The sequence below is a fragment of the Curtobacterium sp. GD1 genome (genome assembly GCF_020882855.1).
Taxonomy (GTDB): domain Bacteria; phylum Actinomycetota; class Actinomycetes; order Actinomycetales; family Microbacteriaceae; genus Curtobacterium.
Genome location: NZ_JAFEVQ010000009.1, coordinates 85,731 through 107,402 on the forward strand (window position 1 = coordinate 85,731; position 21,672 = coordinate 107,402).

A 21,672-nucleotide genomic window follows, 5' to 3' on the forward strand; every position below is an offset into this window, starting at 1 on the left:
TCGCTCTGCGGTCCGGCGGGGTACCGGATGTGGAGGTCGAACGTTACGCGCGCGAACTCGATTCCCGCAGGGTCTCCAGCCGGCCGTCCACCGCGAGCGCCGCGTGCACGTCGGCCGGACCGAGCGCCGTGGCCGCCTCGGACGCGCTGACCAGGTGCTTCACTGCCCGCCGCAGTCCCGTGTACGCCGCACAGGCGGCCGCCGCCTCGGGCGAGGTGTGGTCGATCCCGACCTCGGCGAGCGCGTCGACCACGGCTCCGGCCGCGAGCAGGTCCTCGACCGCGAAGTCCGGTGCGTCCGGCACGTCCGCGGCCTCGCCCGCGGCTTCCGCGGCGTCGTCACCGGGTGCGTGGTGGCGTCCGGCGGCGACGATCGCGACGACGCAGCGGTCACCGCGTTCGGCCTGGAGGCGCGTCACGCGTTCCGCGACCGCCGTCGCGTTGCCGAGGTGGCCGAGCACGACCTCCGGACCGTCCGGCACCTGCGCGGCGACCGCGCGGAGCGCCCGTCGGCGGGTGGGTCCGTCGTGCGCCGCGGACGCCGGGAGGACGTCGACCCAGACGACCAGGTGCGTCCCCGGGGCGATCCGCGCGGCGCCGCCGGTCCCCCATGCGAACCGGACCTGGTACTTCTCCTGCGTGCGTGCTGCCACCTGCGACACGATAGCCGTCGGCGGGTCCCTGATCCTTTCCACAGGTGCTCCGCCGTCCGGGGTTCGTCAGGGTCGGCGACCGTAGGATCTGTTGCCATGGAGATCGCCCCCGCACCCACCTTGACCGGCGACCGCGTGACGCTCGAGCCCCTCGGCTCCGAGCACGCGGACGACCTGCGGGCGGCGGTCGCGGACGGCGATCTGTGGCGCACCTGGTACACCTCGATCCCCGCTCCGGCGCAGGTCGACGACGAGATCGACCGGCGGCTCGCCGAGCAGGCAGCGGGACGGATGGTGCCGTTCGCGGTGCGCGACCGCCCGACCGGCCGGGTCGTGGGGTCGACGACGTTCCTCAACCCCGACACGGGCAACCGCCGGGTCGAGATCGGTGCGACGTTCCTGTCGCGGTCGACGCAGCGCACGGGCATCAACACCGAGGCGAAGCTGCTCATGCTCTCGCACGCGTTCGACGTCTGGCAGTGCATCGCGGTCGAGTTCCGGACCCACTGGCACAACCTCCAGTCCCGCACGGCCATCGCGGCACTCGGTGCGAAGCAGGACGGGGTGCTCCGGAACCACTCGATCGGCCGTGACGGCACGCTGCGGGACACCGTGGTGTTCTCGGTCATCGCGTCGGAGTGGCCGACCGTCCGCTTGTCCCTCGCCGAGCGACTCCGTCGGCACGACCGCGCCGAGGGTGCTCGACGCCGATCCGCCCGGCACGCCTGACCCGGTGCCGTCCGGCACTCCTGCCGCCGGGCCCGCCGCTCGTCCACCGCGCACGAGTAGCGTTCGCGGCATGCACGTGGGCATCCGGATCACCCTCGACGCACCGGTCGAGGCCGTGCGTGACGCCCTGCTGTCCCCGGCGGTGATGGTCGCCGTGACGAAGCCGTTCCTGGTCTACCGGTCGCGCGATCCGCAGGGGTTCCCGGTGCGCTGGGTGCCGGGTGAGCCGCACCCGATCACCGCGAGCGCCTTCGGCGTGGTCCCGAGCGGCGACACGCACGTCGACCTCGACCTGTACGAGGTGCGCGGTGTGCCCGTGCAACGCGACAACGGCGGTGGCACGAGCGGGCTGTTCGGACGGATGTCGATGCAGCACCGGATGGCGACCGTCGACCTCGGGGACGGTCGGACGCTCCTCGTCGACCGGCTCTCGTACCGGATGCGGCCCGCGGTGCTCGGAGTCCTGCTCTGGCCGGGGATGTGGGTGATCTGGCAGTGGCGCGCGCTGCGGATGCGCGCCCTCGCGCCCGGTTGGCGGCGCGCCCGACGAGCCGCGGCCTGACCGCCGGACCCGCGCCGTTCCTCCAGGCAGGGCGTACGCTCGTACCGTGAGCCAGACGCATGAGCCGGCAACCGACGACCGCGTGCACAGCACGCTCGCCACCGTGGACTGGCGGCGGATGACCTTCGACCTGTACCGACGGGTGCGGGCGACGAACGACCCGGAGACCGCCCACGCGCTGTGGCGCGAGACTCGTGACGCGATGTTCGGCGAGCACCCGGCCAGCCCGCTCCTCGACGAGGACGCCCGCGACTTCGAGTCCCTGCCCGTCCCGGACTACGACCCGTCGTGGCGCTTCCGGGCCCGGATCGAGCCGGCGGAGCCCCTCGCGATGGACGTCGAGACGGGTACCGACGGCATCGTGCACTTCGACCGGCTCGGTGTCGTGACCCTGGCCGGCATCGGTTCGCTCGACGTGTGGTCGCACGGCGGCTACGCGGGCGGCGTGTTCATCCCGGTCAAGGACTCGAGCGCCGGCAAGGCCCGTGGGACCTACGGCGGCGGACGCTACCTCGTCGACACGATCAAGGGCGCGGACCTCGGGGGCGACGACGGCGAGCTCGTCCTCGACTTCAACTTCGCCTACAACCCGTCGTGCGCGTACGACCCGGCGTGGGCGTGCCCGCTCGCGCCTCCGGGCAACACCGTCGCGGTCCCGATCCCCGTCGGCGAGCAGTACGACTTCTAGGGTGGAGCACATGTCGGGTCTCGTCGCGATCGACGCCGGAGGGCGCATCCCGCCGTTCGAGCAGGTCCGGTCCCAGATCGCCGCGCAGATCAGCGCCGGATACCTCGTGGACGGTGAACGGCTGCCGAGCGTCCGTGGACTCGCGGACGAGCTCGGGCTCGCTGCCGGGACGGTGGCGCGGGCGTACCAGTTGCTCGAAGAGGCCGGGCTCGTGCAGACCGCACGCGGCGCCGGAACCCGGGTGATCCGACCGGCCGAGGTGCCGTCGTCGGTGACCGATGCCGCCCGTGCCCTCGCTGCCGCCGCACGGGCCGCGGGGCTGTCCGCCGACCAGGCAGCTGCCGCCCTGCGGGACGCCTGGCCCGCCTGAAGCGGGCGCGGGCGCTGCGTCAGCAGCGCTCGAACACGTAGTCGTCGCTCGACGGCGTCACGAGGTCCCGGTCGCGGAGGATCGTCATCGCCGGCCGCTTCGCCGAGGCACACACCGACGACCACGGCTGCTCGCTGTTGTCCGAGTACTCGACGTCGATGACCCGCTTGCCGTACGCCTTCGTGTACTCGCCGCACTCCTGGTAGACGAAGCACTCCTCGGCGACCACGAAGTCGAAGCCGGTCTGCTTCCGCCCGGACGCCCCGAGCTGCGGCGTGTTCTTCTGCCCGACCGCGAGCCCCTTGCCGTGCCCGAGACGGACGAGCGCGGCGGCGAGGGCGAGGTTCCCGGACCGCGTCAGCTTCCCCTTCGAGCGCGTCCACGAGTCGAGGTTGTCGAACTCGACGGCGTCGAACCCGCGATCGGCGCACCGGGCGACGGACTTCGTGAGGACCCGCACGATCGTCGCGCGCTTCGCAGCGGTCGTCGTGTCGAGCAACATCTCGTCCGGCCAGCCCGGGTCGGACACCGGCTTGCCCGATCGGTCGCGGAGGATCGCCGTCGGGTGGTCCCGCTTCCACATCGCGGCGTCCTCCGGCTGGGTCTGGAAGCCGTTGACGTAGCAGATCGAGTACTTCCCCGTCGCTGGTCGTGCGGTGCTGTCGCGCTCGACGATCGTGACACCTGCCGGCGACGCGTACGAGCCGCCCAGCTGGTAGTCGGGGACGCCCGAGGTGGGCAGGTTCCGGTACGACGCGGTGGGCACCGCGGCGGCGCAGGACGCCGTCCCCAGGACAGCGACGAGGGCCGTCGCGACGGTCAGCAGGACGGTTCTGGTGCGCACCGGTGCATCCTCGCACGAGCCGGAGGACACCTCGGCCTGGGGGATCCGACCCGCGCACGCTATGCTGGACGTACTCGAGGCGCCGATCGCCTCGTGCGTCGTACGGACGCCCCCGAACTCCCGGTCCACGGACCGATGATCGAGCACCTCCCGAAGGTGCCAGGCTTCTCTGCTGCGGCGACTGCGCCAGCCACACCCGTTGGCGCGCATCCCGCCCGCGCGCTGCCTCGCAAGCGCGACCACAGCCGGAGCACTCCGGTTGGAAAGGTCACCATGACCAACGAAGACATCCGTTTCTCCGACCTCGGCGTCCCCGCGCCGATGGTCGCCGTCCTCGCCGACCAGGGCAAGGAGACCGCGTTCCCCATCCAGGAGGACACGCTCCCCGACTCCCTGCAGGGCAAGGACGTGCTCGGCCGTGGCCGCACCGGCTCCGGCAAGACGATCGCGTTCGCGATCCCGCTCGTCGCCCGCCTCGCCGCGAGTGGCCGCAAGCGCCGCGCCGGCCGGCCCCGTGCCCTGGTGCTCGCCCCCACCCGTGAGCTCGCGACCCAGATCGACGTCGCCCTCGCCCCGCTCGCCAAGGCCATGGGCCTGAACACCACGACCGTCTTCGGCGGCGTCGGGCAGGGTCGTCAGGTCGACGCCCTGCGCGGTGGCGTGGACGTCGTCGTGGCGTGCCCCGGCCGTCTCGCCGACCTCATGCAGCAGGGCCACGTCAACCTCGGCGACATCGAGGTGACCGTCCTCGACGAGGCCGACCACATGGCCGACATGGGCTTCCTGCCCGGTGTGACCAAGATCATGCAGGCCACGCCCGAGCAGGGGCAGCGTCTGCTGTTCTCCGCCACGCTCGACAACGGCGTGGACAAGCTCGTCAAGAAGTTCCTGCACAACCCGGTCATGCATTCGGTCGACGAGGCGAACAGCCCCGTCGAGGCGATGACCCACCACCTGTTCGAGGTCGCCGACGCCGACGCGAAGAAGGACCTCGTCCGGACGCTCGCGAGCGGCACCGGTCGTCGCATCCTCTTCATGCGCACGAAGCACCACGCCAAGCGCCTCGCCAAGCAGCTCAGCAGCCAGGGCATCCCGGCCGTCGACCTGCAGGGCAACCTGTCGCAGGGTGCCCGTGAGCGGAACCTCGCGAAGTTCTCCTCCGGCGAGGCCCTCGTGCTCGTCGCCACCGACGTCGCCGCCCGCGGTGTGCACGTCGACCACGTCGAGCTCGTCGTCCACGTCGACCCGCCGACCGAGCACAAGGCGTACCTGCACCGCTCGGGCCGCACCGCCCGCGCCGGTTCGTCCGGCGACGTCGTCACCGTGACGATGCCCGCCGAGCGTCGCGACGTCGCGCAGATGATGCGTGCGGCCGCGATCAAGGTCACGCCGCAGCAGGTCACGGCGAACTCCCCCGCCGTCACGGAGCTCGTCGGCGAGGTCGCTCCGGTCCGCCACGTCGCCCCGGAGCAGCCGGCACAGCAGCAGCGCCAGCCCAAGCAGCGCACCACCGAGTCCGACAACGCGGGCGGCGGCCGTCGCCGTGGTCGCGGCGGTCGTCCCGGAGGCGCGGCGCAGCCCGCGCGCACCGGCTCGGCTTCCGGGTCGTCCGGTGCAGGGCGTCGCGGCGGTCGTCCCGCCGAGGCCGGCGCCGGCGCGTCGACCGGCTCCGCCGGTGGGCAGCGCTCGGGGGCCGCGTCCGGCGGTCGCCGCAGTGGTGGCAGCCGTCGTGCGTCGAGCGACACCGTCCGTGGCGGGTCCGCTCCGGTCTGGTCCTCGGAGGGCGGCTACGCCGCCGGTCGTGGGTCCGGCACCGAGTCGGGCGGCAACCGTCGTGGTGGCTCGCGCCGCGCCTCCCGTCCCGCCGGTTCCGCGCGCTGACCTCTCGATCTCAACCTCCACGCCGCCTGAGCACGGACGCACTCCACGGGCGTAGGTTCTCCTTCACCGGATGCCGCGCGAGCGGCTGACGGGGAACTGTCCGCTGTCGGAAGGAGAGCCTATGGCTGGGATCGAAGACGTCAAGAACGCCGCTGCGAAGGCAGCTGGCAAGGCCAAGGAAGCCGTCGGGAACGTGACGGACAACGACCGCCTCAAGGCTGAAGGCAAGACCGATCAGGTCAAGGCCGACACCAAGCAGGCAGGTACGAACGTCAAGGACGCCGCTTCAGGCGTGGCCGACAGCCTCAAGAACGACAACAAGTAAGCCGGTCCAGTACCGCGCTGCGAAGCCCCCGGGTCCGATTCGGATCCGGGGGCTTCGTCGCGTGCGGGTGGCGGCGGCTGCTACATGAGGGCGCCGACCGATGCGAGTCCGGCGCGGAGGAGCGCTCCGCGACCGCCCTCCATCTCGTCGGCGACGGCGTCGGAGGCCGCCTCCATCGGGCTCATCCAGGTCAGCTCGAGGGCGTCCTGCCGCGGCTCGCACGTGCCGGTCACGGGGACGACGTACGCGAGGGAGATCGCGTGCTGCCGCTCGTCCGTGTAGACGGAGGCGCCGGGCAGCGGGAAGTACTCGGCCACGGTGAACGGGGTGGGGCTCGACGGCAGCTGCGGGAACGCCATCGGCCCGAGGTCCTTCTCGAGGTGCCGGAACAGCGCGGTCCGGATCGACTCGCCGAACATCACGCGCCCGGACACGAGGGTGCGGGCGATGGAACCGCTCGGGGCAACGCGCAGCAGCACGCCCACCTCGGTGACGACGCCGAGGCCGTCGGTGCGGACGGGCACCGCCTCGACGTAGCAGATCGGCAGTCGACGGCGGACGTTCGCGAGCTCCTCGTCGGACAGCCAGCCGGAGTCGGGGTCGGGGGTGCGCAGCGAGGCCATGCACCGTGTCTACCAGTCACCGCGGCGAGTTCGGCGGAAGGCGCGGGGGTTGGGGATGGTTGATGCGTCAACTACTGTCGTCCACATGATCGATCGCGATGCCGTCCAGTGGACCCGGAGCCCCTCCGAGCGTGTGGGGGCCCCGCTGCTCGTGACGATGCACGGGGTGGGGTCGAACGAGCGCGACCTGCTCGGACTCGCCCCGGCGCTGCCGTCCGCGTGGACCATGGCGTCGCTGCGTGCGCCGATGCCGTTCGGGCAGGGGTACAGCTGGTACCCGCTCGGCACGCCGGGCTCCCCGGCACTCGGGCCCGTCGACGAGACCGTCGGCGGAGTCCTCGAGTGGATCGACTCGGTCGCGGCCGAGCACCCGCGGATCGGGCTGCTCGGGTTCTCGCAGGGCGGGTCGATGGCGCTGCAGCTGCTCCGGGCACGGCCCGCTGCGTTCGCGTTCGCGGTGTCGCTGTCCGGCTTCGTCGTGCCGGGCGTGACGGACTCCCGTGACGAGGCCGTCGCCGCCGTCCGGCCCCGGGTGTTCCTCGGGCACGGCGACCTCGACCCGGTGATCCCCGGCGAGGCCACCGCCCGGACGCAGGCGTGGGCGGCGACGAACACCACCGTCACGGATCGCACGTACGAGGGCCTGCCCCACGCGGTGTCCGCAGCGGAGCTGGCGGACGTGGCCGCGTTCATCGGCGCGTAGGCGCGCTCGGCGCGTCTCGCGGCGCGCTTGGGTGCTTCCGCGGTTGGTGAGCAGAAATGGTCGAGTCCGACGTGCGGACTCGACCATTGCTGCTCACGATGCGGACGGGAGGCGCGGTGCCAGCTGGCACCGTGCCTCCCGTCACGGGTTCCGACGTCAGTCGGCGAGGATCTGCAGGAGGTCCTTGCGGAGCTGGTCGATCTTGGCGGTCGCCGCCTTCGCCTGCTCCTCCGTCGCGCTGGTGCGGTACATGTGCAGGACGCCCATGGTCTTCCGGAGCGCCTCGATGAACTCGCGGGACGAGTCCGGGAGGCCCGGCGCGTCGAAGGCCGCGGCGATCTCGTCCGCCTTCGCCTCTGCCTCGGCCTTGCCGGCGTCGGTGAGCTCGAAGAGCGTCTTGCGGCCGTCTCCCGTGGAGACGACGAGGTCCTCGTCCACGAGCTGCTGGAGCGTCGGGTAGACCGAACCGGGGCTCGGCTTCCAGGCGCCGCCGGTGCGTTCGGCGATGGTCTTGATGACGGCGTAGCCGTTCTGCGGGCCCTCGGCCAGCAGGCCGAGGATCGCGAGGCGGACGTCGCCGCGGCGACGGCGTTCGCGGCCGAAGCCGGGACCGCCGAACCCCGGACCGCCGAAGCCGGGTCCGAAGCCGCGACCGAAGCCGGGGCCGAAACCGCCGCGTCCGCCGTGGTCGTGGTCACCGCGGTCGCGGCCGGGGAAGCCGGCGCCGTGGTGCTGCCGCGCGCCGCCGAAGCGGGGGCCGCGCGGGTGCTGGGTGGTGTCGAAGTCGTTGTGCATGGGTCGCATGATGCGTCCTTCCGTCGTGCTGAGTCGGCTCGCGAACGGTCTGACCGGAATCGTATTCGTCGTATCGCGATGTGTTAACGATAGATCGGTAACTATCGCTCTGTCAAGGGGTACGCCCGCACGGGCTGCTGTCGGTGGTGGCGGGCAGGATGGGACGGACCATGACGGACGTCCTCGAGCGCTTCTCCCCCGCCACCGCGGAGTGGTTCCGCGGCGCCTTCGCCGCACCGACCCCGGCGCAGGCCGGTGCGTGGGACGCCGTCTCCACCGGGCAGCACGCGCTCGTGATCGCCCCGACGGGGTCCGGCAAGACGCTGGCATCGTTCCTGTGGTCGATCGACCGACTCATCAGCTCGACCGACCGTCCGCCCGCGAAGCAGCGCACCCGGGTGCTCTACGTGTCCCCGCTGAAGGCCCTCGGCGTCGACGTCGAACGGAACCTGCGCAGCCCGCTGGTCGGCATCACCCAGACCGCACGGCGCCTCGGGCTCGAACCACCCGACGTCACGGTCGGGGTCCGCAGCGGTGACACCCCGTCGTCCGATCGGCAGAAGCTGCTGCGGCAGCCGCCGGACATCCTCATCACGACGCCGGAGTCGCTGTACCTCATGCTCACCTCGCAGGCGCGCGAGACCCTGGTGAACGTCGACACCGTCATCGTGGACGAGGTGCACGCCGTCGCGTCCACCAAGCGCGGCGCCCACCTGGCGGTCTCGCTCGAACGGCTCGACGACCTGCTCGAGAAGCCCGTGCAGCGGATCGGGCTCTCGGCGACGGTGCGCCCCCCGGAAGAGGTGGCGCGGTTCCTCGGCGGACGCGCACCGGTGTCGATCATCGCCCCGCCGGCGCAGAAGACGTTCGACCTGCGGGTCGTCGTGCCGGTCGACGACATGGCCGAGCTCGGTGCACCGCCCGTCGGTGCGGACGCGACCGAGTCACCGACGAACGGGTCGATCTGGCCCCACGTCGAGGAACGCGTGGTCGACCTGGTCGAGGAACACCGGTCGACCATCGTGTTCGCGAACTCCCGCCGCCTGGCCGAGCGGTTGACGGCACGGCTGAACGAGATCCACGAGGAACGCGTGCTCGCGGCGGCGGGCTCGGTCGGTGACGGGGCGCTGGTGCCGGCCGGGGCCTCCCCCGCCGACGACGGCCTGCCGGTCGCGCGCGGGCGTCCGCAGTCCCCGGCACGGACCTCGGCACACGCCGTCGCACCGCAGGGCACGAAACGGCCCCCGGCGCAGGTGATCGGCGCGTCCGGGCAGACCGGTGGCGGGGGCTCCGACGCCGCCGTGCCGGTGCTCGCCCGCGCCCACCACGGTTCCGTCTCGAAGGACCAGCGCGCCATCATCGAGGACGACCTGAAGTCCGGTCGACTGCGCTGCGTCGTCGCGACGAGTTCGCTCGAGCTCGGCATCGACATGGGCGAGGTCGACCTCGTCGTGCAGGTCGAGGCGCCACCCTCGGTCGCGAGCGGTCTCCAGCGCGTCGGTCGTGCCGGGCACCAGGTCGGCGAGATCTCGCGCGGCGTGCTGTTCCCGAAGCACCGCGCCGACCTGGTGAACAGCGCCGTGACGGTCGAGCGGATGGTGGCCGGGCAGATCGAGTCGATCTCGGTGCCGGCGAACCCGCTCGACGTCCTCGCGCAGCACACCGTGGCAGCGGGGGCGATCGACACGGTCGACGTCGAGCACTGGTTCGAGCTCGTGCGGCGGAGCGCCCCGTTCAGCGGTCTGCCCCGCTCCGCGTTCGAGGCCACGCTCGACCTCGTGACCGGGCGCTACCCGAGCGACGAGTTCGCCGAGCTCCGCCCGCGCCTGGTGTGGGACCGCGTGCACGGCACCCTGACCGGGCGTCCGGGTGCCCAGCGGCTCGCGGTCACCAGCGGCGGGACGATCCCCGACCGCGGCATGTTCGGCGTGTTCATGGTCGGCGAGAAGGCCTCGCGCGTCGGCGAGCTCGACGAGGAGATGGTCTACGAGTCCCGCGTCGGCGACGTCTTCGCGCTGGGTGCGACGAGCTGGCGCATCGAGGAGATCACCCACGACCGGGTGATCGTCAGCCCCGCGTTCGGGCAGCCGGGCCGCGTGCCGTTCTGGAAGGGCGACGGCATCGGTCGCCCCGCGGAACTCGGCCGTGCCACCGGGGCCTTCGTGCGCGAGGTCGAGGGGGCTTCCGACGACGATGCACGTGCCAGGGTCGCCGCCGGCGGGCTCGACGAGCGGGCCGTGACGAACCTGCTCACCTTCCTCCGCGACCAGCGCGCCGCGACCGGACACGTGCCGAACGACACGACCCTCGTGATCGAACGCTTCCGTGACGAGCTCGGCGACTGGCGGCTCATCCTGCACTCGCCGTACGGCATGCAGGTGCACGCGCCGTGGGCCCTGGCGGTCGCCGCACGACTCCGTGAGCGCCACGGGATCGACGGCGACGCCATGGCCGCCGACGACGGGATCGTCGTGCGCATCCCCGAGACCGATGCCGAGCCTCCCGGCGCCGACCTGTTCGTGTTCGAGCGGGACGACCTCGAAGCGCTCGTGACGGACGAGGTCGGGGCGTCGGCGCTGTTCGCCGCGCGCTTCCGCGAGTGCGCCGCGCGGGCGCTCCTGCTGCCCCGCCGGAACCCCGGGCAGCGGTCCCCGCTCTGGCAGCAGCGGCAGCGGGCCTCGCAGCTGCTCGAGGTCGCCCAGAAGTACCCGACCTTCCCGATCGTGCTCGAGACCGTGCGCGAGGTCCTCCAGGACGTGTACGACGTGCCCGCCCTGCTGGGGATCGCCGACGACATCGCGGGCCGGCGCATCCGGTTGGTCGAGACCGAGACGGAGACGCCGTCGCCGTTCGCGCGCTCGCTGCTCTTCGGGTACGTCGCCGCGTTCATGTACGAGGGGGACTCCCCGCTCGCCGAGCGTCGGGCGGCCGCACTGTCCCTCGACTCGACGCTGCTCGGCGAGCTGCTCGGTCGTGCCGAGCTCCGCGAGCTGCTCGACCCGGCGGTCATCGCCTCGGTCGAGCGTGACCTGCAGCGGCTCTCGCCGGACCGCCGGGCGCGCGACGCCGAGGGGATCGTCGACGTCCTGCGGCTCGTGGGCGCGCTCGACCTCGACGAGATCGTGGACCGGAGCTGGCTGGCGGAGGCGGACGACCGCGCCGCAGCGACGACCGAGGTGCAGACCGTGCTCGCCGCGCTCGAGCGAGACCGCCGCGTGCTCGCGTTCTCGCACGCCGGCGCGACCCGCTGGGCCGTGATCGAGGACGCCTCCCGCCTGCGCGACGCCCTCGGGGTGCCCCTGCCGATCGGCGTGCCGACGGCGTTCGTCGAACCGGTGGCCGATCCGCTCGGCGACCTGGTCGGCCGGTACGCCCGGTCGCACGGGCCGTTCTCCGCGCAGGACGCCGCCGGACGGCTGGGGCTCGGGATCGCCGTCGTGCAGGACACCCTGCGCCGCCTCGTCGCCGACCGTCGCGTGGTCGAGGGCGAGTTCCGTCCCGATCGCCAGGGTGCGGAGTGGTGCGACGCCGAGGTGCTCCGCCGCATCCGCACGAAGTCGCTCGCGGCGCTCCGGCACGAGGTCGAGCCGGTCGCGCCGGACGCCCTCGCGCGGTTCCTGCCCGCGTGGCAGCACGTCCGGACCGCCGGTACCCGCGGTGGGCTGCGCGGCGTCGACGGGGTGCTCCAGGTCGTCGACCAGCTCGCCGGGGTGGCGCTGCCCGCGAGCGCGTGGGAGACCCTCGTGCTGCCGGCACGCGTCGGCGACTACGCGCCGAGCATGCTCGACGAGCTCACCGCCACGGGCGAGGTCCTCTGGTCCGGCGGCGGCACCCTGCCGGGCAACGACGGTTGGATCCGCCTGCACCTCGCCGACACCGCGGCCACGACCCTGGCGGAGCCCTCCGGCGACGAGACGACCGAGCTCCAGCGGGACGTGCTCGGTGCGCTCGCGGGCGGCGGCGCGTACTTCTTCCGGCAGCTCGGGCAGGCCGTGGGCAGCACCGACGACACCGCCCTGTCGACCGCACTGTGGGACCTGGTGTGGGCCGGACAGATCACGAACGACACCTTCGCGCCGTTGCGGGCGATGCTCGGCGGGAAGGCGAAGAGCTCGAGCGCACCCCGCGCACGGGCGTACCGCGGGCGTCGTCGGCCGACGATGCCGACCCAGTCCGGTCCGCCGTCCGTCGGCGGCCGGTGGTCCCTGCTCCCCCTCGCCGAGTCCGACGCGACCGTCCGGGCCGCCGCGACCGCCGAACAGCTGCTCGAGCGGTACGGCGTCGTCACCCGCGGCGCCGTGCAGGTCGAGGGCGTCCGGGGCGGTTTCGCCGGCGTGTACCGGGTGCTCTCCCGCTTCGAGGAGTCCGGCCGGGCCCGCCGGGGCTACTTCGTCGAGGGTCTCGGCGCCGCGCAGTTCGCGACGGGGCCCACCGTCGACCGGCTCCGCACCTACGCGCGCGACATCGACGACGACGAACGGGCCGACCCGGACCGGTCGCGTGATGCCCTGACCCTCGCGGCGACCGACCCGGCGAACGCGTACGGGGCATCGCTGCCGTGGCCGTCCGACGCCGCCGCCGGGCCCGACGACGACGGTGCGGGCAACGCCGACGGTACGGCTGGTCGTCCCGGTGGGGCCGCCGACTCCGCTCCCGTGAAGACGACGGGCCGCGGGCACCGGCCCGGGCGCAAGGCGGGTGCGCTCGTCACGACGGTCGACGGGCACCTCGCGGTGTACGTCGAACGCGGTGGCAAGTCGGTGCTGACCTTCACCGACGACCCGGCGGACCTCGCCGTGGCGGCGGGGTCGATCGCCGCGACCGTGCGGAGCGGCCTGCGGAAGCTCTCGGTCGAGCGGGTGGACGGCGACTTCGTCCTCGAGACCCCGCTCGGTTCGGCGCTGCGCGAAGCCGGCTTCACCGCCACGCCGCAGGGGCTGCGTCTCCGTGTCTGAGCGCACGACGGGGGTGCCCGGTGCCTGAGGGCGACACTGTCTTCCGCGCCGCCCGTCGGCTCCACGCCGCACTGGCGGGGAAGGTCCTCACCCGCAGCGACTTCCGGGTGCCGGCGTTCGCCACGCTCGACCTCGTCGGCCGCACAGTGGACGAGGTCGTCCCGCGTGGCAAGCACCTGCTGCACCGGATCGGCGACCTGACCGTGCACTCGCACCTCAAGATGGAGGGGCGGTGGGACGTCTACGCGCCCGGGGACCGCTGGCGTCGCCCGGCACACCAGGCACGGGTGGTGCTCGACGCTGCGGACGTCTCGACGGTCGGCTTCGCGCTCGGGGTGCTCGAGGTCGTCCCCCGCGACCAGGAGTCCGAGATCGTCGGGTACCTCGGCCCCGACCTGCTCGGTCCCGACTGGGACGCCGACCTCGCGCTGGCGAACCTGACGCGGGACCCTGATCGTCCGGTCGGCCTCGCACTGCTCGACCAGCGGGTGCTCGCCGGCCTCGGGAACGTGTACCGCAACGAACTGTGCTTCCTGCGCGGTGTCCTGCCGACCCGTCCGGTGCGCGAGGTGCACGACCCGGCGCGGATGATCGCCCTGGCGAGCCGGCTCATCCTCGCCAACCGTGACCGCAGCGCCCGTGTGACCACCGGGGTCGATCGGCCCGGTCGGCGCTTCTGGGTGTACGGCCGGGCGGGGAAGCCGTGCCTGCGCTGCGGGACGCCGATCCGGGACGGGGAGCTCGGTGAGTCGGAGCTGACCCTGCGGGACACGTACTGGTGCCCGCGCTGCCAGACCTGACCGGGCGCGGCCACGGCCACCGCGCCGGCGCTCTGTGCGAGGTTCCGACCACTGTGGGACGCGAGCAGGGGCGCACGGTGCGCGGAACCTCGCACGCTGTCGTGGAACGCGCCGGCGCTACGCGCGCGACATGATCCACGCCAGCATGTACGACCGCGAGTTCGCCGAGTCGACCACCGCGTCCGGCAACGCCCGCGCCTCCCGCAGCGCCGTGGCCGCATCGGCCCGTGACGCCAGCGCCCGGTACATGAGCAGGTAGTCGCCGAACTGGACGTCGTACCTCCCGTCCGGCACGGCCTCGGCCAGCACCCGGCGGATCTGCGCCGCCCCGCCGGCATCGACGTACGAGGCCGCCACGGCCGGCATCGGGATGAGCTCGATCCCCGCGGGCGCGGCCGCCGCGGCGCTGAACCAGGTCGCGTGGTCGCGCTTGCCGCCCCAGGTCAGCGAGACCACCCGGTGCCGGAACTCCGGGAACGCGGAGAGGTCCGGGTCGAGCACGTCCCGCGCGGCCGAGGCCGCCTCGTTCGAGAGCAGCCAGGTCCCGACGGACCGGAGCGACGACGACCCCGACGACGACCCCGACGACGAGCCGGACACCGCTCCCCACAGCGCGACGCCGTTCCACGCCGAGACGGCCTCGGACGACGACTCCTGGTTGTTGCCGTCCGCGAACGGCGAGAACCCGGACGCCCACGAGTGCTGCGCGTACGGGTCGTAGACGCGGAGCGCCGGGAACGAGGCGGTGGCCTCCGGCGAGGCGATGTCCGCCGCGACGAGGTCGGCCACGGTCCGCCACCGGCTGACGAGCGCCGGGTCGTCGGCGGCGAGGACGGCGGCTGCGGACAGGACGTAGCCGTAGTGGAAGTGGTGGTCGTTGAACTCGTCGGAGCCGAACGAGGCCTCCTGCCCGACGAGCCCGTGCAGCGTGGGGTCGTAGGCGAAGCACCGCGCCGTCCGGGTCCCGCACCCGGCGGGGTCGAACCACTGGTCGAGCTCGTCGACGACGGAGGTCTTCAGCGCGTCCGCCACCGGCGCGAGGTCGAGCTGCGTCGCGAGCCGGTACAGGTTCGCGACGCGGTACAGGTCCTTCCCGCCGCCGTAGCTGTCCGCGGCGTACGACGAGGCATCCACCGTGGACGCGTCGGCGCGGACCTGGGTGACGAGCGCCGCACGCTCCGAGGACGACAGCCCCGACAGGTCGAGGGTGTCCGAGGGCCGGACCGTGTCGACCGCGAACCGCAGGGCGGCGCCGGTACAGACCGGGGCCGATCCTTGGACGGTCTCGTAGTGCAGGCCGGTGCACTCCAGGCCGGTCGTGCCCTGCCCCGGCTGCGGGACGAGCACGCCCCGGTCGCCGGAGCCGAAGTCGTACGTCAGCGTCGTGCGCTGCTTCCCCCGCGAGGCGCTGCGGTCGAGCGCGACCCCCGTGAGCGGACGGGCGGCGGCGACGAGCCGGGCCGTCTGTGCCGCGGTCGCGCCGTCCGGGACCGGCAGGAGCACGACGCTGCCGCCCGACCGCAGGTCGATCGTGTCGCCGTCGATCGTCCCGTCGCGGACGACGAGCTGCCAGGTCCGGCCGCCGCTGGTGACGGTCCCGGTACCGTCCCCGGTGCCGTCGATCGGCGAGGTCGCGGTGACGGTGCCGGCACGCGCGGCGGTGTACGTCACGAGCGGCGAGCCCTCGGCGACCACCGTGTGCCCGAGGACGGTGGAGCCGTCGCGGTGCTCGACGGTCACGGACACCGAGTCGTAGGCGGACACCAGGGTCGAGGTCGCACCGAGGTCGAGTCCGACCTGCTGCGTCGCGCCGCCGGCGATGGTCTTCTCGGTGGCCGTGACGGTGGGGAGCCCGGCCGCGAAGCCGTCGTCGGTCACCTGCCACGAGATCGGGCTGGGGAACACCGGCTGCGGTGCCGCGCCGAAGACGAGTCCGGAGAACCAGCGGTTCGTCGGCGGCAGCAGGCCGTCGGCGAGGCGCATCGCGCCCGCCTTCGACGACGCGACGTCGCCGAGAGCGGCGACCGCGCGCGCCTGTGCCGCACCGTTCGTGGTGGGCGAGGTGGTCTCGCCGGGGTGATCCGTGCCTCCAGGACCGGTGCACGCGGTCACGAGCATCGCGACGGCCGTCACGACGGTGACGCTGGTGGACAGCCTGGAGGCACGGCGCACGCCGACCCGACGGCGCGCGTCCGGCGCCTGGTCGCGACGGGCAGACCGAGGCAGCCGGAGCATGGGGCTACAGTCCGATCTGCCGCGCGAAGTCACGGACGAGGTCCGTGACGCCCGCGAGCCGGCCGTCGTCCCGCAGGTGCAGGGTGGCGTCCACCGGCGTCCCGGGGCTCGTGATCCCGCTCGACGGCGACGCGGAGAGCTCGGGGCTCTCGACGTCGACCGTGGTCTTCGCCTGTCCCTGGTCGTTGGTCTCGACGCTGACGCTCTTCACGGTCCCCCGGATCGTCGTGTCGTTCGGGAGCACGAGGTCGACCGCGGCGCCGTTCCGGATCCGCCCGTAGTCCCGGGCCGTCACGATGAAGCTCGAGGTGACGAAGAGGCTGTCCTCCTTGTGGATCGTGCCGAGCTCGGAGCCGGCCTGCACGTACCCGCCGGTCTTCACGTCGACCTTGGCGACGGTGCCGGAGACCTCGGCCTTGAACGTGATGAAGCCGTCGGCGCCGATGTCGTACGCGCTCGTCTGCGTGTTCGCGCCCACGACGCCCTTCCGGATGTCCTGCGCGAGCTGGAGGCTCTGCACCTGGAGGAGCTGGTCGCCCTTCCGGACGGTGTCGCCCTCCTCGACGTACTCCTCGGTGACGGTCCCGCCGTAGTCGGTGCCGACGGCGTACTCCTGCGCGGCGATCGCCGCCGAGGTGCTCGCCACGGCGCTCTGCCGCTGGTTGAAGACGAGCGTGAACGCCGCCACGACCACGAGCACCACGATGAGCCCCGCGAACAGCCGGAGTCGGTTCGTCCAGGTCATGCCGTCACCCCGTCCAGCATCGCGGTCAGCCGGTCCGTCACGCGGTTCCGGGCCTGTTCGCGGAACGCGGCGATGATGAACGCGAGGAACACGAGGGTGTTCGTGGTGTTCCAGGCCGTCGCGAGCGTCAGCTGCCCGTTGTCGAGGTCACGCCAGACCGCCACGACGCTCGTCAACGCCAGGAACACGAACACGAGCACCTGCGGGACGATGAAGTTGAACGGGGAGGGCGTCCGACCACGGGAGGCGCCGGTGACGTGCCACGCCTGCTCCTTGCCGCAGACCACGTTCCAGAGCGCGCTCGCGTAGATCGGGAACGAGACCGCGGCGAGCAGGAGCGTCTCGTACCGGAACGACCCGAGGGCGTAGAACGCGAGGAGCACCTGCGCGCCGTAGAAGCCGAGGTAGAACAGCACCCACTCGCCGGCCCCGATCGTCAGGTTCATCGGGCGCAGGTCGAAGTAGATCTCGAGCGGCGGCACGAGCAGGAGGAGCCCGGGGACGATGCCCGTCAGGTAGAAGCTCGCGGTGACGAGGTACTGCAGTCGCTGGTCCATCGTCAGCCGGTGCTTCGGGCGGAACGGGAAGTGCGTGAGCAGGATCTCGAAGCCGCCCGTGGCCCACCGGAGCTGCTGCTTGGTGAAGCCCTCGATGGTCTCCGGGGCGTCTCCGACGGCGAGGGTCATCGGGATGAAGACGGTCTTCCAGCCGCGCTCGTGGAGCATCAGGCTCGTCCAGACGTCCTCGGACTTCGAGTCGGTGTACATGCCGCCGATCTCGTCGATTGCCTCGCGGCGGAAGATGACGTTCGTCCCGACGCAGAACGCCGCGTTGAACCGGTTCCGGCCGGGCTGGATGAACCGGTAGAACACCGTCTGCATGTACCCGGCGCCCCGCGAGACGAGGTTGTGGAGGTTGCCGTACGACTGCGGGGTCTGCACGAAGGCGATCCCGTCGTCGGCGAAGAACGGCACGGTCTCGAACAGGAAGTCCGGCTTCGGCACGAAGTCCGCGTCGAAGACCGCGAAGTAATCGCCCTTGGCGAGCGTCAGCGCGTGGTTGATGTTGCCCGCCTTCGCGCCGTGCGAGGAGAGCCGACGGACGTACCGGGCGCCGAGCTCCTCGGCGAGCGCCCGCACCTCGTCGCTCCGCCCGTCGTCGAGCACCCACGTGCGGTGCTCGCCGCGCATGGCCACCGCGGCCTGCACCGTCGCGGCCACCTTGGTGAGCTCCTCGCCGTAGACGGTGATGAAGACGTCGACGTCCACCCGGCGTCCGCGCACGTGCATCGGCCAGCGGTGGGGCTGGTCGGCGGCGCCGCTGCGGGCGATGGTGTCGCGGTCGAACAGGGTGTCCTGGGTGTGGTGGAACGCGAAGTCCCGGGGGTCGGAGCCGCCGGAGAGGATCGTCCACATGGACAGGAGCGCCTGCCCCACGAGCACGCTCTCGGCGACGATCACGAGCCCGTACGGCAGGAAGTCGCCCCGGTTCGCCGGGTCGAGGAGGAACACCGCGTACGCCATCACGCCGAGCGTGGCGACGAGCACGATGAGGACCATCACGGGGCTGTGCGCCCGGCTCTCGGCACGCGGTCGGACGTAGGGCACCGGCTCGGTCTGTCGGCGGCGTCGGGCGCGCTCGCGGTCGCGCGGCGTGAGCGGGGCCGGGAGCTGGAAGTCGAAGGACTGCCGCTCGTCGGTCGCCTCTGGTGCTCGGAGCGGCGTCGGGGTACGACGAACGTCGGGTGGTGCGGACATGGCGTGGTCTCCTGTCGGGTTCGGAGAGGACTCACGCGTGGTCGAGCGCAGGCGCCGACGCATCGTGAGACGGGCGTCGGCGGCTGCGGCGACATGGATCCGGACCCTCGGGAGGTCCGGCCGGCGAGGGACTAGGGATCCTGCGCCGGCGGTGCTCGCGACCGTGGGTGCGGTCGCGGTGTGCGGTGTTTCGTGTCGTGGTGCGGTCGTGCTGTCGACGGCCCGTCGCCGTCGGTGTTGCGAGCGTAGGTCCGACGGTGGTGCTGGTTCGTGACGAACGTGTGAACAAGTCTCGGGGGCGGCGATCGTGCGGTTTCCCGCAAGCGGCCGCCCCCGACGCGACGTCAGGCCGCGGAGCGTCCCGCGGCGGGGCGTCGGCGCAGGGTGGCGTCGAGCACGGCCGGCGGCTGGTACTGCTGGTCGAGCCGTCCGACGTCGGTGCCCGGCGGGACGATCGCGTCGATGCGGTCGAGGACCTCGTCGGGGAGCACCACGTCGGCGCCGGCGAGCAGGTCGTCGAGCTGCTCCACGGAGCGCGGGCCGATGAGGGCGCTCGTGACGCCGGGGTGCGCGATCGCGAAGGCCATCGCGAGGTGGGTCATCCGGATGCCGGTCTCCTCGGACAGTGCGACCACCTGTTCCACGGCGTCGATCCGTCGCTCGTCGCGGTTGTGCCGGAACATCGTCGCGCGGGCGAGGTCGGTGTCCTGCCCCTTCCGGAAGCGGCCGGTCAGCATGCCGCCGGCGAGGGGACTCCACACGAGGGACCCCATGCCGTACCGCTGGACGACCGGGAGGACCTCGCGCTCGATGCCGCGGTTGAGGATCGAGTACGTCGGCTGCTCCGTCCGGAAGCGCTCGAGCCCGCGGCGCTCCGACGTCCACTGCGCCTCGACCTGCATCGACGCGGGGAAGTCCGAGCTGCCGATCGCCCGGACCTTGCCACTGCGGATCAGGTCGGTCAGGGCGGACAGGGTCTCCTCGAGGTCGACCGTGTCGTCGGGTCGGTGCGCCTGGTACAGGTCGATGTGGTCGGTCCGGAGGCGCCGCAGCGACCCCTCGACGGCCTGCGTGATCCACCGGCGGGAGTTGCCGCGCCGGTTCGGGTCGTCGCCCATCGGGCCGTTGAACTTGGTGGCGATGACGACGTCGTCCCGGCGGCCGGCGAGCGCCTTGCCGAGCAGTTCCTCGGAGCCGCCCTGCGAGTAGCGGTCGGCGGTGTCGATGACGTTGATGCCCGCGTCGAGTGCGCGGTGGACGATGCGGATCGAGTCCTGCTCGTCGCCGTTGCCGATGCTGCCGTCGGTGCCGAGCATCATGGCGCCGAGGGCGAAGGGGCTGACCTGGATGCCGGTGCGGCCGAGGGTGCGGTACTGCATGTGCGGTTCCTCCTGTCGATGGCGTTCCGGGTGTCGGTGCCGTATCGTGGCCCGAAGTGGAACGCTCTTCCGGAACTATACGGAACGGCTTTCCGTTTAAGCAAGAGGAGGATTCCGTGCGCGCCGACGCCCGACGCAATGCCGACGCCCTGACCGACGCCGCCAAGGCCGTCTTCGCGACCGACGGGGTGGACGCCCCCGCGAAGCTGATCGCGGACCGGGCCGGGGTCGGCGTCGGCACGCTGTACCGGCGGTTCCCGCAGCGCTCGGACCTCGTCGTCGCGGTGTTCCAGCGGGCGGTCGAGTCGACGGCGGCCGCCGCGGACGAGCTCGCCGCCGCGCACGCTCCCGACGAGGCGCTCGCCCTGTGGCTGCAACGGTTCACCGAGTTCGTCGCGACGAAGCGCGGGCTCGCCGCCGCCCTGCACTCGGGCGACCCGGCGTTCGAGGCGCTGCCGGACTACTTCCTCGCGCGGCTCGGTGGCGCCCTCGGTGGGCTCCTCGACGCCGCGGCGGCCGCGGGGACGATCCGCCCCGACGTCGACGCGCAGCAGCTCCTGCACGCCGTGGCCGACCTGTGCCACGGGGCTCCGACGATCGAGCAGAGCCAGCTGCTCGTCGGGCTGCTCGTGGACGGGCTCCGCTACCGCGCGACGGCCTGACCGGCGGGGTGGAGCCGCTCGGCCGCGGTCGCCCGGACAGCCTCGGTCACGCGCTCGAGCAGCGGTGAGGCCAGGTTCCAGCGCTGCCACCAGAGCGCCACGTCCGCCCGACGCCCGGGAGTGAGCTCGACGAGGTCGCCCCGGTCGAGGGCATCGAGGCACTGGGCCTCCGGCAGCATCCCCCAGCCGAAGCCGAGCGACACCGCACGGGCGAAGTCCGCCGAGGTCGGGACGAAGTGCCGCGGCCCGGACGGTGCGTGGCCGAGCACCCGCCGCAGGTACCCCTGCTGCAGGTCGTCGTCGCGGTCGTAGTCCACGAGGGGCACCCGGTCGAGGAGCCGTGTCATCCGCTGCTCGCTGTCGACACCCGGCAGGTACCGGGCGACGAACGACGGGGAGGCGACGGCCCGGTACCGGTCGATCCCCAGCGGCACCGAGGAGCACCCCTGCACCGGCTCGGCCTCGGCCGTGACCGCCGCCATCACCGTGCCCGCGCGGAGGAGTTCGGCGGTGCGGTCCTGGTCCTCGCGGTGGAGGTCGAACACGACCTCGGTGTCGGCACGCACGAGGGCGAGCGCGTCGAGGAACCAGGTGCCCAGCGAGTCGGCGTTCACCGCGAGCGGGATCGACGGGACGACCGAGTCGCCGCCGCCGAGCGCCCGGGTGGTCTCCTCGTCGAGCAACCGGGCCTGTCGTGCGTGACGGAGGACGACCTCGCCGTCGGGGGTCGGGCGGACCGGCGTCGTCCGCTGCAGGAGCACCCGGCCCACCTGCTGCTCCATCGACTTGATGCGCTGCGACACCGCCGACGGCGTGATCGACAGCGCTCTGGCCGCGGCGTCGAGCGTCCCGTGGTCGACCGCGGCGAGCAGGGTCTCGAGGTGTTCGCGCTGCAGTCGTGGCATGCAGCTGAGCTTACGCAGCATCAGGAACGTGAGCTGTTCTGCACGTGGCCGCGGCCGTACGG

The 21,672-nt window shown here is 72.6% G+C and carries 19 protein-coding genes; 10 read left to right on the plus strand and 9 right to left on the minus strand.

Annotated features, from left to right (window positions below; translation table 11 throughout):
* Positions 1-43: 43 nt before the first annotated feature.
* The gene (locus JSX79_RS06915) at positions 44-652 is read right to left on the minus strand and encodes a 2-phosphosulfolactate phosphatase (protein ID WP_229085562.1); all 609 of its coding nucleotides are present in this window, start codon (positions 650-652) and stop codon (positions 44-46) included.
* A 96-nt stretch (positions 653-748) separates the two neighbouring features.
* On the opposite strand from JSX79_RS06915, the gene JSX79_RS06920 reads away from it, so the two are divergent.
* The 4 genes from JSX79_RS06920 (at position 749) to JSX79_RS18185 (ending at position 3,001) form a co-directional block, all read left to right on the plus strand.
* Positions 749-1,381, plus strand: a complete 633-nt coding sequence (locus JSX79_RS06920; RefSeq protein WP_071295193.1) for a GNAT family N-acetyltransferase — start codon at positions 749-751, stop codon at positions 1,379-1,381.
* A 70-nt stretch (positions 1,382-1,451) separates the two neighbouring features.
* Positions 1,452-1,943: a hypothetical protein gene (locus tag JSX79_RS06925; protein WP_070417649.1), complete on the plus strand. Its 492-nt coding sequence runs from the start codon at positions 1,452-1,454 to the stop codon at positions 1,941-1,943.
* Between the two features lie 118 nt (positions 1,944-2,061).
* Complete coding sequence (locus tag JSX79_RS06930; RefSeq protein WP_071295230.1) at positions 2,062-2,631, plus strand: DUF1684 domain-containing protein; 570 nt, start codon at positions 2,062-2,064, stop codon at positions 2,629-2,631.
* Between the two features lie 10 nt (positions 2,632-2,641).
* On the plus strand, positions 2,642-3,001 hold the full coding sequence (locus JSX79_RS18185) for a GntR family transcriptional regulator (protein ID WP_071295229.1): 360 nt from the start codon (positions 2,642-2,644) through the stop codon (positions 2,999-3,001).
* A 19-nt stretch (positions 3,002-3,020) separates the two neighbouring features.
* Here the strand turns inward: JSX79_RS18185 and JSX79_RS06940 are convergent, their stop codons facing one another.
* Positions 3,021-3,845, minus strand: a complete 825-nt coding sequence (locus JSX79_RS06940) for an endo alpha-1,4 polygalactosaminidase (RefSeq protein ID WP_229085563.1) — start codon at positions 3,843-3,845, stop codon at positions 3,021-3,023.
* Positions 3,846-4,118: 273 nt separating this feature from the next.
* Here JSX79_RS06940 and JSX79_RS06945 point away from each other — a divergent pair, with 273 nt between their 5' ends.
* Both JSX79_RS06945 and JSX79_RS06950 read left to right on the plus strand, forming a co-directional pair.
* Entirely contained in the window at positions 4,119-5,726 is a 1,608-nt protein-coding gene (locus JSX79_RS06945; protein WP_071302469.1) for a DEAD/DEAH box helicase, read from the plus strand.
* 121 nt (positions 5,727-5,847) lie between these two features.
* Positions 5,848-6,051, plus strand: coding sequence for a CsbD family protein (locus tag JSX79_RS06950; RefSeq protein WP_070417647.1), 204 nt, complete (start codon positions 5,848-5,850; stop codon positions 6,049-6,051).
* 80 nt (positions 6,052-6,131) lie between these two features.
* Here JSX79_RS06950 and JSX79_RS06955 read toward each other — a convergent pair whose 3' ends face one another.
* Entirely contained in the window at positions 6,132-6,674 is a 543-nt protein-coding gene (locus JSX79_RS06955; RefSeq protein WP_070417646.1) for an NUDIX hydrolase family protein, read from the minus strand.
* An 85-nt stretch (positions 6,675-6,759) separates the two neighbouring features.
* Here JSX79_RS06955 and JSX79_RS06960 point away from each other — a divergent pair, with 85 nt between their 5' ends.
* Complete coding sequence (locus JSX79_RS06960; RefSeq protein WP_229085564.1) at positions 6,760-7,377, plus strand: alpha/beta hydrolase; 618 nt, start codon at positions 6,760-6,762, stop codon at positions 7,375-7,377.
* A 156-nt stretch (positions 7,378-7,533) separates the two neighbouring features.
* Here the strand turns inward: JSX79_RS06960 and JSX79_RS06965 are convergent, their stop codons facing one another.
* The gene (locus JSX79_RS06965) at positions 7,534-8,172 is read right to left on the minus strand and encodes a PadR family transcriptional regulator (protein ID WP_071295190.1); all 639 of its coding nucleotides are present in this window, start codon (positions 8,170-8,172) and stop codon (positions 7,534-7,536) included.
* A gap of 170 nt (positions 8,173-8,342) precedes the next feature.
* On the opposite strand from JSX79_RS06965, the gene JSX79_RS06970 reads away from it, so the two are divergent.
* Both JSX79_RS06970 and JSX79_RS06975 read left to right on the plus strand, forming a co-directional pair.
* Positions 8,343-13,127, plus strand: a complete 4,785-nt coding sequence (locus JSX79_RS06970; protein WP_229085565.1) for a DEAD/DEAH box helicase — start codon at positions 8,343-8,345, stop codon at positions 13,125-13,127.
* A gap of 20 nt (positions 13,128-13,147) precedes the next feature.
* Positions 13,148-13,927: a DNA-formamidopyrimidine glycosylase family protein gene (locus JSX79_RS06975; protein ID WP_229085566.1), complete on the plus strand. Its 780-nt coding sequence runs from the start codon at positions 13,148-13,150 to the stop codon at positions 13,925-13,927.
* A 117-nt stretch (positions 13,928-14,044) separates the two neighbouring features.
* Here JSX79_RS06975 and JSX79_RS06980 read toward each other — a convergent pair whose 3' ends face one another.
* From JSX79_RS06980 to JSX79_RS06995, 4 genes are all read right to left on the minus strand, one after another.
* Positions 14,045-16,162 (minus strand): glycosyl hydrolase, encoded by a 2,118-nt coding sequence (locus JSX79_RS06980; protein ID WP_229085567.1) that lies wholly within the window; start codon positions 16,160-16,162, stop codon positions 14,045-14,047.
* A gap of 4 nt (positions 16,163-16,166) precedes the next feature.
* Positions 16,167-16,907, minus strand: a complete 741-nt coding sequence (locus tag JSX79_RS06985; RefSeq protein WP_070417640.1) for an HlyD family efflux transporter periplasmic adaptor subunit — start codon at positions 16,905-16,907, stop codon at positions 16,167-16,169.
* Complete coding sequence (locus tag JSX79_RS06990; protein ID WP_229085568.1) at positions 16,904-18,664, minus strand: glycosyltransferase; 1,761 nt, start codon at positions 18,662-18,664, stop codon at positions 16,904-16,906. Before JSX79_RS06990 ends, JSX79_RS06985 begins: the two co-directional genes overlap by 4 nt.
* 344 nt (positions 18,665-19,008) lie before the next feature.
* Positions 19,009-20,043 (minus strand): aldo/keto reductase, encoded by a 1,035-nt coding sequence (locus JSX79_RS06995; RefSeq protein WP_229085569.1) that lies wholly within the window; start codon positions 20,041-20,043, stop codon positions 19,009-19,011.
* A gap of 116 nt (positions 20,044-20,159) precedes the next feature.
* Between JSX79_RS06995 and JSX79_RS07000 the strand changes: the two genes are divergently transcribed.
* Entirely contained in the window at positions 20,160-20,705 is a 546-nt protein-coding gene (locus JSX79_RS07000; protein WP_083295158.1) for a TetR/AcrR family transcriptional regulator, read from the plus strand.
* Here JSX79_RS07000 and JSX79_RS07005 read toward each other — a convergent pair.
* Positions 20,687-21,610: a LysR family transcriptional regulator ArgP gene (locus tag JSX79_RS07005; RefSeq protein ID WP_070419344.1), complete on the minus strand. Its 924-nt coding sequence runs from the start codon at positions 21,608-21,610 to the stop codon at positions 20,687-20,689. The two genes, JSX79_RS07000 and JSX79_RS07005, sit on opposite strands and share 19 nt — an antisense overlap.
* Positions 21,611-21,672: the final 62 nt, after the last annotated feature.

Excerpts from the sequence above, each read along its gene's own strand:
- JSX79_RS06920 (WP_071295193.1), top strand. The coding sequence starts at position 749 with ATGGAGATCGCCCCCGCACCCACCTTGACCGGCGACCGCGTGACGCTC.
- JSX79_RS06925 (WP_070417649.1), top strand. The coding sequence starts at position 1,452 with ATGCACGTGGGCATCCGGATCACCCTCGACGCACCGGTCGAGGCCGTG.
- JSX79_RS06930 (WP_071295230.1), top strand. The coding sequence starts at position 2,062 with ATGACCTTCGACCTGTACCGACGGGTGCGGGCGACGAACGACCCGGAG.
- JSX79_RS18185 (WP_071295229.1), top strand. The coding sequence starts at position 2,642 with ATGTCGGGTCTCGTCGCGATCGACGCCGGAGGGCGCATCCCGCCGTTC.
- JSX79_RS06945 (WP_071302469.1), top strand. The coding sequence starts at position 4,119 with ATGACCAACGAAGACATCCGTTTCTCCGACCTCGGCGTCCCCGCGCCG.
- JSX79_RS06950 (WP_070417647.1), top strand. The coding sequence starts at position 5,848 with ATGGCTGGGATCGAAGACGTCAAGAACGCCGCTGCGAAGGCAGCTGGC.
- JSX79_RS06955 (WP_070417646.1), bottom strand. The coding sequence starts at position 6,674 with ATGGCCTCGCTGCGCACCCCCGACCCCGACTCCGGCTGGCTGTCCGAC.
- JSX79_RS06960 (WP_229085564.1), top strand. The coding sequence starts at position 6,760 with ATGATCGATCGCGATGCCGTCCAGTGGACCCGGAGCCCCTCCGAGCGT.
- JSX79_RS06965 (WP_071295190.1), bottom strand. The coding sequence starts at position 8,172 with ATGCACAACGACTTCGACACCACCCAGCACCCGCGCGGCCCCCGCTTC.
- JSX79_RS06970 (WP_229085565.1), top strand. The coding sequence starts at position 8,343 with ATGACGGACGTCCTCGAGCGCTTCTCCCCCGCCACCGCGGAGTGGTTC.
- JSX79_RS06980 (WP_229085567.1), bottom strand. The coding sequence starts at position 16,162 with ATGCTCCGGCTGCCTCGGTCTGCCCGTCGCGACCAGGCGCCGGACGCG.
- JSX79_RS06985 (WP_070417640.1), bottom strand. The coding sequence starts at position 16,907 with ATGACCTGGACGAACCGACTCCGGCTGTTCGCGGGGCTCATCGTGGTG.
- JSX79_RS06990 (WP_229085568.1), bottom strand. The coding sequence starts at position 18,664 with ATGTCCGCACCACCCGACGTTCGTCGTACCCCGACGCCGCTCCGAGCA.
- JSX79_RS06995 (WP_229085569.1), bottom strand. The coding sequence starts at position 20,043 with ATGCAGTACCGCACCCTCGGCCGCACCGGCATCCAGGTCAGCCCCTTC.
- JSX79_RS07005 (WP_070419344.1), bottom strand. The coding sequence starts at position 21,610 with ATGCCACGACTGCAGCGCGAACACCTCGAGACCCTGCTCGCCGCGGTC.